The organism is Rothia koreensis, from assembly GCF_004136575.1.
Lineage (GTDB): Bacteria > Actinomycetota > Actinomycetes > Actinomycetales > Micrococcaceae > Rothia > Rothia koreensis.
Genome location: NZ_NOIQ01000038.1, coordinates 1 through 10,105 on the forward strand (window position 1 = coordinate 1; position 10,105 = coordinate 10,105).

Below are 10,105 nucleotides of genomic sequence, written 5' to 3' on the forward strand. Positions count from 1 at the left end.
CGCCCACACCCACCCACACCCACCCCGGATCGAACTCGCCGAGGTGACGTGCGGTTATGGGGCTGTTCACCCTTATGTGGCCTGTGTTTAAAGGGCCGAGGCTAATATTTTTGGATGTGACTGTACCGACAATTCCCGGCCTAGAAGGCTCCGCACCGGGGAAGGAGCCGCCCCGACGTCGTCGACGGAGGGGATCTCGACGCACGCTGTTGGCAACCGCTTTGGTGGCACCGAACTTGTTGCTCTTGCTGCTGTTCACCTACCGGCCTTTGCTCGACAACATTCGCCTCTCGTTCTTCACATGGAACATCTCGGCCACCAGACCTGCGGTGTTCGTCGGTCTCACGAACTACATCGAGTGGGCCAAGGATCCGGAGAGCTGGCAGATCGTGCTCCAGACGGTGGTCTTCACGGTCTCGGCCGTCGGCGGCTCGATGGTGCTTGGTCTGGCATTGGCCCTGTTGCTCGATCGGCCTCTTCGTGGCCGCAATGTGGTTCGTTCCCTGGTCTTCGCGCCGTACGTGATTTCCGGGGCGGCGGTCGGCGTCGCATTCCAGTTCGTGTTCGACCCCAAGTACGGGATGATCCAGGATCTCCTGGCCAGGATCGGCATGGAATCTCCCGAGTTCTACACCCACCCACGGTGGGCCCTGTTCATGATCATCACGACCTACGTGTGGAAGAACCTCGGGTACACCTTCGTGATCTATCTGGCGGCACTCCAGGGGCTCCGCAAGGATCTGGACGAGGCCGCCGAAATCGACCGGACGTCGGGCCTCCGCAAATTCTTCCGCGTGACCCTCCCGCAATTGCGCCCCACGACCTTCTTCCTGTCCGTGACCGTGCTGCTCAATTCGATGCAGGTCTTCGACATCATCAACGTGATGACTCAGGGCGGCCCGTTGGGCAACTCGACCAGCACGATGGTCTATCAGGTCTACCAGGAGACCTTCGTGAACGGCCGGGCGGGTTACGGCGCCGCCGTCGCGACTCTCATGTTCCTGGCCGTCCTGGTGGTCACCGTGGTTCAGGTTCGTCTGCAGGACCGGAAGGGATAGTCATGAGCAACACAGATCCGACGACGCCGTCGACCGCGGCCATTCCGGCGACCACGACGACGCCCCGCACCTCCGCGGGGACCACCGGCCCAGCAAGAACAACCGGCCCAGCAAGAACAACCGGCCCCGCGCCCCTGCCGTCTCGCCCGGACCCGACGCCGAGTACCGACGAAGTCGAGAAGGACCGAGCCCGCCGACGGGCCCGGAAGCAGGCCAACGGCCTGTTGGGCGTGAAGGTCGTGAGCTACCTCGGTGCTCTGCTCGCGGCCCTAGTGATCGCCCTGCCGCTGTATTTCGTGGTCGTCACGTCCTTCAAAACACACCCGGACATCTATTCGGATCCGATTTCCTGGATCCCGCATCCGTTCGCCCCGGAGAACTACTCCTACGTGTGGAACGAGGTGGACTTCGGGCAGTTCCTGCGCAACTCGGTGGTCATCACCGCCGTCCTGACCGTGGTCAAGGTCGTGCTGGGCGTGCTGAGCGCATACGCCTTCGCTTTCCTCAGGTTCCCGGGCCGGAACGTGCTGTTCCTCTTGGTGGTCGGCACCCTCATGGTCCCCAACGAGATCACCATCATTTCCAACTACGCCGCAGTCGCGCAGCTCGGGTGGAGGGACTCGTTCCCCGGCATCATCGTGCCGCTCGCGGGCGTGGCCTTCGGGACGTACCTGATGCGGAACCATTTCCTGTCCCTGCCCACTGAGATCATGGAAGCCGCGACCATGGACGGCGCGGGATTCCTGCGCACGCTCTTCCGCGTGGTTCTGCCGATGTCCTGGCCGACTCTCATGGCCTTCGTTCTCATCACCGCCGTCACCGAATGGAACCAGTACCTCTGGCCGTTCCTGATGTCGGACACAGGCCGCGTCGCACCATTGCAGGTTGGCCTCACGCTGCTCCAGAACAACGAAGGACCCACCAACTGGGGTCCCGTCATGGCAGGAACGCTGCTCGCGAGCATCCCGATGATCGTCATCTTCCTTCTGCTGCAGCGCTCGATGATCAAGGGCCTGACCGCGGGCGCGGTCAAGGGCTAGCTGCGCGGTCGATTCACCGCATCCCTCATTCCAACCTTCCGAGAAGGAGAACTTCGTCATGGCCACTTTGAGCCGTCGTCACGTCCTGGGCCTTGCGGGGCTGGGCGCCGCGTCCCTGGCTCTTTCGGCGTGCGCGGGCACCGGCAGCAGCGCGAACCGGCCGAAGCAGAAGGGCAACGGCACGTTGCAGTTCTGGTCCAATCACCCCGCCGAGTCGAAGAAGACCGAGCAGAAGATCGTGGAAGCCTGGAACGCCGCCCACCCGGACACCCCCGCTCAGCTCGTGGACGGAGGCAAGAATTACGAGGAGCTCTCCCAGAAGTTCAATGCCGCGCTCGCGGGCGGAGACCTCCCGGACGTCATCGTCGCCTCCGACGTCACCTGGTTCAATTTCGCATTCTCCAAAGCGACGACGCCGCTCGACGACCTGTGGGCCGAGAACGGGATCGACCCGAAGTCGTACGTCTCCACGTTCGTCGAGGACTACACCTACGAAGGCAAGCACTACGGAGTGCCCTACAGCCGGTCGACCGCTCTGCTGTACTTCGACCGGTCGGTCCTGGAGAAGGCCGGGTTGCCTCTGGACCGGGGACCGAGCACGTGGCAGGAATTCGACGAGTGGGCCCCTCGCATCATGGATGCAGGCGGCGGCAAGCCCGCCCTGACGATCCCTGACGGAACCGCCTACCTGGACTGGTATTTCGAGGGCATCGCGTGGGCCTTCGGCGGTCGATATTCGGAGGAGTGGGATCTCAAGTTCACGGACCCACGGACGATCGACGCCGGTCGGTTCCTGCAGGACCAGGTCCGGAAGGGGCACATCGAAATCACCAAGGATGCGATCAACAATTTCGGTATCGGCACCGCGAGCGGACTTCTCGAGTCGACCGGATCCCTCGGCGGTCTCAAGGAAATCGCGGGATTTCCGATCACGACGACGCCGCTGCCCGGCCCTGCGCCCGGGTGCCCGACGGGTGGTGCGGGCCTGTCCATCCCCGACGGGATCAGCGACGAGCGCAAGAGGACGGCGATCCAATTCGTCGACTTCCTGACCAATACCCAGAACACGATCACCTTCACGCAGGCCACCGGTTACATTCCGGTGCGCATCGCGGCCCACGAGGACCCGGAGGAGGTGGCCTTCCTCAATCAGAACCCGAATGCGAGGACCGCTTTCGGTCAGCTGCAGGGAAACACCAAGCCTCAGGACTACGCCCGGGTATTCGTCAACGGTGCCGGCCGTCGTATCGGGGGCGCCCTCGACAAGATCACGACTGGCGACGCCGACGTCGAGAAAACCTTCGGCAGCCTCCAGGCGAGGATCGGTGACGCCATCAACCGCGACATCAAGCCCTACCTGTAGAAACTCCGCTCCCACGAACCAAGTCAAGGAATCAACTCATCATGGTCGAAGTCCATCTCCAGCACATCTCTCGCATATTCGACGAAAAGAAGCGCCCCGCGGTCAACCGGGTGTCCCTCGATGTCCGTGACGGCGAATTCCTGACCCTGGTGGGGCCCTCCGGCAGCGGCAAGTCAACGTGCCTGCGCATGATCGCCGGTCTGGAGCCCGTGGACGAGGGCACGATCCTCATCGGAGGCAAGGACGTCACGGAATCCCGGGCACGGGACAGGAACGTGGCGATGGTCTTCCAGTCCTACGCGCTGTACCCCAACATGACGGCGCGCCAGAACATGGCTTTCGCCCTCGAGAACGCGAAGGTTCCCAAGGCCGAGGTTGCTGCGCGGGTCGACAAGGTGGCTCGGATGCTCGAACTCGAGGATCTGCTCGATTCCAAGCCGGCGGCGATGTCCGGCGGCCAACGGCAACGCGTGTCGATGGGGCGGGCCATTGTCCGAGAACCCCAGGTCTTCCTGATGGACGAGCCGCTGTCCAACTTGGACGCCAGGCTGAGGGTTTCGACCCGTGCCCAGATTGCCTCGCTCCAGAGGGAACTGGGCGTGACGACCATCTACGTGACCCACGACCAGACCGAGGCCATGACCATGGGGGATCGGGTTGCCGTGCTCAAGGACGGCGAATTGCAACAGGTCGACGCCCCGTTGCACTTGTACCAGTACCCCGGCAACACGTTCGTGGCCGGATTCATCGGTTCGCCGTCGATCGGATTGTTCGAGGCCGTACCGGTTGACGAGGGGACGGCTCGTTGGGGCGGCGTCGCGGTCTCACTCCCGGAGCATCTGGTCGGCCGCGCGAAGGACAGGGTCGTTGTGGGTGTGCGCCCCGAAGAATGGGACATCGCCCCGCAGGCCCCGTGGGCCCGGGAACGGACCGAGGCCGAGGGCACCGAAACCGCATCCGAAGCGACGGGGATGCGGTTGAAGGTCGAGCACATCGAGCAATTGGGGTCCGAGGCTTACGCCTACTGCGTCCCGGTCCAGGAATCCGACGTTCGGTTGCGGGGTGGGAGGATCGCGCTCCGGGTCGAGAGGTCCGGGGAGATCGAGATCGGCGACGTCGTTGACGCGACACCCCGTACCTGTTCATTCTTCGACGCCGAGTCGGAAATCAACCTGGAGTACCTCGGGGAGTAGCCCCGAGGGAGGGCAGGCTCGGGCAACGGAGTCGGTCCGGCAACGGAGCCGGCTCGGGCAACGGAGTCGGTCCGGGGAGCGGGCTTCAGGAAGCGGCGCCGGCCCGGGCGCTGGGCCGGGCAGGCTCGGGCTCGGTGCCCGTCAGGAGCCTGACGTGCGGCGTTGACTTTCCTTTTCGAGGGCCTCGACCAGTTCGTCCTTGCTCATCTCCGAGCGGCCCTCGATCCCGAGCTCCTGAGCCTGGTCGTACAGGTGCTCCTTGGACGCGTTCGCATCAACGCCGCCTGCGGTTTCTCCGCGGTCCCGTCGGGACGACTCGGCACGGTCGTCCGAGTCCCCGTACTCCTCCTTCTCCTGCCATGCGTCGCCGACCTTTTCGTGTGTGTGCTTCAGCTGGGCGTAGGCGGTCCGTGCGGCGCGTTCGGCGTCCCCGTATTCGTCCATCGCGGAGTCGTAGGTCTGAGCGAATGTGGTCTGTGCTTTGCGGTCCGATTTCTTGATGGTCTCGGGCAACTCATCGCGAATCGGTTCGCCGTTCTGGTTCGTTTTCGGCATGATCAGTTCCTTTCTCTTTTTCGACGTGGCGTGCGAGGCGGCAGGAGTTCCAGCACGTCCGGGATCGCCCGGACGTCCTTCGAGTCGAAACCGTCGCGCACGAATCCGGCCCAGGCGGACCGGAGCGCGCGGCCGGCGTCGTCGAGGGCCTCCGCGTCGAAGGTTTTCATGAGGTCGGGGCCCGTGACGCCGGCACCCGCGTTCTCCCCGCTCTCGGTCCAGGATGTCCCTGGGAAGAGCAGGGGCAGCTCGGCAATGTGACAGCACGAGAGGGCGGCGTCGGGCTTGCCGAACACGAAGCGGTACAGGCCTGCGCGTCCGCCCGCGTTGGCGAGTCGTTGCGCCCAGATGGCGTTGTCGGCGGCGTAGACGAACTGGGTCACGGCACGCACGATCGGTTCGACGACGCCCTGTCGCCCGCGCCGGAACCCGGCCAGAACCTCGAGCAACGGGACCCGGCCGGTGAAGAGCGCGGCCTCGCGCGCCGTCGTCCCCATGAGGACGTCGACCTTCCCGGCCAGTTCCTTCCACCGTTTCTTGAGGAGCTTCTCGGGCGGCAGGGGCCGTTGGCCGTACCTCGGGGAGAAGGGCATGAGGGCGGCGCGTCCGTGGAACGCCGCCTTGCGGTTGATGACGCTTTCGGCTTCGGCCAACTCGGTCGTGGTCGCCTGACGCATCCGACCGGTCTTCTCGGGGCCGGGGGTGATCGCATTCCACGCGCGACGTCGCCCGTGGACGATCCCGAGCGGCGCGCTCTGAGGGATGGCGCGTCTGATCATGCCCTGAATTTCGGGAACCATGAGCAGGTCCCAGCACGCGTGCCCACCCGCGGACTGGCCGGCGATCGTGATGCGAGACGGGTCCCCGCCGAAGGCTTCGATGTTCTGGTGGACCCATTTGACGGCCTCGACCTGGTCGAGCAGGCCGGGGTTGGCCTCGCGGGTCCGCCCGTCGCCGAGGTACCCGAACAGCCCGAGACGATAGGTCACGTTGACGACCACCAGGTCCTGCTCCTGCACCAAGGCCATGGGATCGTAGTGGGGCAGGTCCCCCGCGCCGCCGATGTAGGAGCCGCCGTGGATCCAGACCATCACGGGAAGCCCGGATCTGCGGTTCCCGGGCCGGGTGACGGTCAGCCGCTGACAATGCTCATCGAACCCGAGCCGCTGGAGCTCCAGATCGGTCTCATCGAATCGCTGCGGGCAGGCCGGCGCCGGGGTATCGGCGGTGAAGGGCTCGGCGTAGGTGTAGGCGATCGGCGCCCCGAAACGCTCCGCACGGGCATACCTGATGCCCCAGGCCTTCACGACGCCACCTTGCCGAACCGTCTCGAACGTCCCTGCGGGAGCACTCACCCTGTCCCACGGTCCGACCGGCCTGTTCCCCGGGGCCGAGGAGTCCGCGGCGGGTTCCGTGGCGGGTGCAGAGGGCTGGGGAAGAGCAGTTCCGTTGCTGGTATCCGTCATGGTCCCGAGTCTAGGACGCGAAGCTACGAAGTAACACAGAATCCGCTGTTGGTCCGCCTTGGTTCGGGCAAGGGGCTAGGGCGGGACGCTGCGAGGTGGGGCGAGGCGTGGCGCGGCGAGACGTTCTGCGCGAGGTGGGGCGAGGCGGGGCGCGGCGAGGCGAGACGTTCTGCGCGAGGTGGCAATCCCGTGCACTTCGACCCGCGAGGTGGCAACCCCGTGCACTTCGACCCGCGAGGTGGCAGTTTTGTGCGTTTTTGGCGGTCGATTTCGCACAAACCTGCCACCTCGGCCCCGCGGACGCACGGGATTGCCACTTCGCGGCGGGGATGGCCCGGCGGACGCACGGGATTGCCACCTCGCGGCGGGGATGGCCCCGCGGACGCACGGGATTGCCACTTCGAGACGGTTGCCGACGACGTCGTCCCCATATCGTGCCGTGGTGGCCCGGCCCGGGCGATGCCGGGTGGCGGTTACGCGAATTGGAGGCGTTTACCTTCGCTAGGTGGGGCTTTGGCCTCCACCTAACGACTGCAATCGCCACCGAATCGGGTAACCCCCACTCAACGCGGCGGTCGCACAGCCCAGCGGCCCGCCCGCGACGCCGCCGGCGCTCGAACCTGCCCCAACGACCGCAACTGCCGCCCCACCAGCACCCGCCCCAACGACCGCACCAGCCACCACACCAGCCGCCGCACAAAAATTTACCGACCGATCGGTCGCTTAAATCAGATACGATACTGTATTCTCACCTTCTATGAGTCATAGATCACACTCGCCCGAACCCGAAGGGGTCGCAAGCCCCAGTCAGTCGGTCGACCAGCCGAACAACAGCCTGAAATCGCGTCACCTCGTGATGATGGCCCTTGGATCGGCGATCGGCACAGGCCTGTTCGTCGGCACAGGCTCCGCGATCAAAGCCGCCGGTCCGGCCGTCATCGTTTCCTACCTCGTCGGTTGCCTGCTCCTTGTCCTCGTCATGAGGGCGCTGGGTGAGATGGCGGCTGCGGATCCGGCCTCCGGGTCCTTCTCGACTTACGCGGGCAAGGCGCTGGGCCCCACGGCCGGCCGTGCGTTGGGTTGGCTGTGGTGGATCCAGATAGTCATCGTCATCGCGGCGGAGTCCACTGCCGCGGCCCAGATCGTCAACGAGGCGTGGCCGGTTCTCCCGCAGTGGGTGCTCGCCCTCGTGTTCATGTGCGCATTCACCCTGGTGAATCTCCTGCATGTGGAGACTCTCGGGGAAACGGAGTTCTGGTTCGCCCTGTTGAAGGTCCTTGCCGTCCTGGCCTTCCTGGTGGTGGGCGTCCTCCTGCTGATCGGCCTGCTCCCGACTCCGTCCCCCGGCACGAGCAACCTGACGGATCACGGCGGATTCATGCCGCACGGTGTCTCGGGTGTGGCGGCGGCGCTGCTCGTCGTCGTCTTCGCCTTCGGCGGCACAGAGCTGGCGACGATTGCTGCCGCCGAAACCAACGAACCGGCCAAGAACGTCACGACGGCGATTCGCACCATCCTGATTCGCGTGCTGGTCTTCTACGTCGGCGCGGTGGCTGTCATGGTGCTGGTCATGCCGTGGGACGACGACAGTCTCTCCGCCAGCCCGTTCGTCGCGGTGCTGAGCGTGGCCGGTCTGCCCGGCGCGGACAAGGTCATGACCGTGATCATCGTGCTCGCCCTGTTGTCGGCGCTCAACGCCAACATCTACGGCGGCTCGCGCATGCTCTACTCGCTGGCAAGGAGAGGCTCCGCCCCGCGCCGTTTCGCCGCCATCTCGGACAAAGGCGTCCCCTATTCGGCGGTCATTCTCTCCGTGCTCGGTGGTTTCGTGGCCGTGGTGCTGAACTACCTGTGGCCCGAGGTGATCCTCAACATCATGCTCAACATCATCGGTTCCACGATCCTCGCCGTGTGGACCTTCGCGCTGATCTCGCAGATCGTTCTGCGCAAGCGGGCGGAGAAGGAAGGGCGCAAGCTGCCGCTCAAGATGTGGGCCTTCCCCTGGAGCTCTTATCTTGCGCTGCTGCTGGTCGCCGTGATCGTGATCCTGGGCCTGACCGACACCGAGGTGCGCTTCCAGCTCATTGCGACGACGGTTCTCATTTGCGTCATTGCGATCCTGTCCAAGCTGCTGATCAAGAACAAGGACGCCTCCGAGTTCAACGACCTCCCGCCCAACACGGCCGCGATCCAAAAGATCGAGAACCGCGAAGGGGAGTAGCGGGAGCATCGTCGGGCTCGGCGACGACGTGGATCAGGCGGCGTCGTCGAGCCCCCAAGCCTCCGCGAGGATCTCCATCGAGCGGGAGGACTCCTCGGTGGACGGCGACTGGAGCGAAATCATCAGCTCATCTGCCTGGGCCATCGCGGCGAAACGGTCGAGGTAGTTCTTGATGTCGGGCCCGGTACCCTGCGCGGTGAACCGGAGCATCTCGATGATCTGTTGTCCTGCCGGAGAATGAACCAGCATGTCCAGCTCGGACTCGGTCAGATCACGACCGCGACCCACCATGGCCTCGACACGCTTCCTCCGGACCTTGCGGGTCTGTTCCGCCGCTTCCTCAGCTGTATCGGCGGCCGTGACATTGACCGCAGCGATCACATACGGCTCGCTCAGATGCTCGGACGGCTGGAAGTTCTCGCGGTATGCCGTTGTGGCTTGCTCGAGGGCAGCTGGCGCGAAGTGGGAAGCGAAGGAATACGGGAGCCCGAGTTGTGCGGCCAGCTGCGCCCCGAAGAGCGAGGACCCGAGGATGTACAGCGGGACGTTCGTGTTCCTGCCGGGGATGGCCTGAACCCCCTCAATGCGTGACTTCCCTTCCAAATACCCCTGGAGTTCGACGACGTCGCTCGGGAAGCGGTCCGCATCCTGGGGGTCACGGCGCAAAGCCTGAACCGTCTTCATGTCGGTCCCGGGAGCCCGGCCCAGACCGAGATCAATGCGGTCCGGGTACAGCTCCTCGAGGGTCCCGAACTGCTCCGCAATGACCAAGGGCGAGTGGTTGGGAAGCATCACACCGCCCGAGCCGAGACGAATGCTCTCGGTCTGGGAGGCGATGTGGGAGATCAGGACCGCCGGCGCCGCGGAAGAAATATGGGGCATGTTGTGGTGTTCCGCGTACCAGATGCGTGAGAAGCCCAGCCGCTCGGCCTTGCGGGCCATGTCCACGGAGCGCCTGAAGCTGTCCCGGGGAGTTTCCCCGCTGTAGACGGTTGCGAAGTCAATGAGGGACAGAGGGAGCACGATCTTGCCTTTCGACGATGTTGGTCTACCCGTTCAACGCCGGGGCCGCTCAACTCATTCCGGGCTGTTTTTCCTTGTGGTGGTGGGGTTGTGTGGTTTGTGTTGTGTTTCACTCGGGTGTGGGTTGGTGTTTGGTGGTGGTGGTGTGTAGAGTCTTTTGTTGTCGCCGCGAGGCTCGGGGGCTTG

Annotated in this window: 8 protein-coding genes; 5 read left to right on the forward strand and 3 right to left on the reverse strand. The window is 64.8% G+C overall.

Annotation, left to right across the window (positions count from 1 at the left end):
- Window positions 1-224 precede the first annotated feature (224 nt).
- Genes EWU68_RS12760 through EWU68_RS12775 form a run of 4 tightly spaced genes read left to right on the forward strand, consistent with a single transcriptional unit; the run spans window position 225 to window position 4,654 of the window.
- Window positions 225-1,058, forward strand: coding sequence for a carbohydrate ABC transporter permease (locus EWU68_RS12760; RefSeq protein WP_238692470.1), 834 nt, complete (start codon window positions 225-227; stop codon window positions 1,056-1,058).
- Window positions 1,059-1,060: 2 nt separating this feature from the next.
- Complete coding sequence (locus tag EWU68_RS12765; protein WP_129316547.1) at window positions 1,061-2,098, forward strand: carbohydrate ABC transporter permease; 1,038 nt, start codon at window positions 1,061-1,063, stop codon at window positions 2,096-2,098.
- A gap of 58 nt (window positions 2,099-2,156) precedes the next feature.
- The gene (locus EWU68_RS12770; protein WP_129316549.1) at window positions 2,157-3,461 is read left to right on the forward strand and encodes an ABC transporter substrate-binding protein; all 1,305 of its coding nucleotides are present in this window, start codon (window positions 2,157-2,159) and stop codon (window positions 3,459-3,461) included.
- Window positions 3,462-3,502: 41 nt separating this feature from the next.
- The gene (locus EWU68_RS12775) at window positions 3,503-4,654 is read left to right on the forward strand and encodes an ABC transporter ATP-binding protein (protein ID WP_129316551.1); all 1,152 of its coding nucleotides are present in this window, start codon (window positions 3,503-3,505) and stop codon (window positions 4,652-4,654) included.
- A gap of 141 nt (window positions 4,655-4,795) precedes the next feature.
- Here the strand turns inward: EWU68_RS12775 and EWU68_RS12780 are convergent, their stop codons facing one another.
- Window positions 4,796-5,209, reverse strand: coding sequence for a ChaB family protein (locus EWU68_RS12780; RefSeq protein WP_129316554.1), 414 nt, complete (start codon window positions 5,207-5,209; stop codon window positions 4,796-4,798).
- Window positions 5,210-5,211: 2 nt separating this feature from the next.
- Window positions 5,212-6,675, reverse strand: coding sequence for a carboxylesterase family protein (locus EWU68_RS12785; RefSeq protein WP_129316556.1), 1,464 nt, complete (start codon window positions 6,673-6,675; stop codon window positions 5,212-5,214).
- 757 nt (window positions 6,676-7,432) lie between these two features.
- On the opposite strand from EWU68_RS12785, the gene EWU68_RS12790 reads away from it, so the two are divergent.
- Entirely contained in the window at window positions 7,433-8,896 is a 1,464-nt protein-coding gene (locus EWU68_RS12790; protein ID WP_129316558.1) for an amino acid permease, read from the forward strand.
- Window positions 8,897-8,929: 33 nt separating this feature from the next.
- Here EWU68_RS12790 and EWU68_RS12795 read toward each other — a convergent pair whose 3' ends face one another.
- The gene (locus EWU68_RS12795; RefSeq protein ID WP_129316560.1) at window positions 8,930-9,922 is read right to left on the reverse strand and encodes an LLM class flavin-dependent oxidoreductase; all 993 of its coding nucleotides are present in this window, start codon (window positions 9,920-9,922) and stop codon (window positions 8,930-8,932) included.
- Window positions 9,923-10,105: the final 183 nt, after the last annotated feature.

Excerpts from the sequence above, each read along its gene's own strand:
- EWU68_RS12785 (WP_129316556.1), bottom strand. The coding sequence starts at position 6,675 with ATGACGGATACCAGCAACGGAACTGCTCTTCCCCAGCCCTCTGCACCC.
- EWU68_RS12780 (WP_129316554.1), bottom strand. The coding sequence starts at position 5,209 with ATGCCGAAAACGAACCAGAACGGCGAACCGATTCGCGATGAGTTGCCC.
- EWU68_RS12765 (WP_129316547.1), top strand. The coding sequence starts at position 1,061 with ATGAGCAACACAGATCCGACGACGCCGTCGACCGCGGCCATTCCGGCG.
- EWU68_RS12775 (WP_129316551.1), top strand. The coding sequence starts at position 3,503 with ATGGTCGAAGTCCATCTCCAGCACATCTCTCGCATATTCGACGAAAAG.
- EWU68_RS12770 (WP_129316549.1), top strand. The coding sequence starts at position 2,157 with ATGGCCACTTTGAGCCGTCGTCACGTCCTGGGCCTTGCGGGGCTGGGC.
- EWU68_RS12790 (WP_129316558.1), top strand. The coding sequence starts at position 7,433 with ATGAGTCATAGATCACACTCGCCCGAACCCGAAGGGGTCGCAAGCCCC.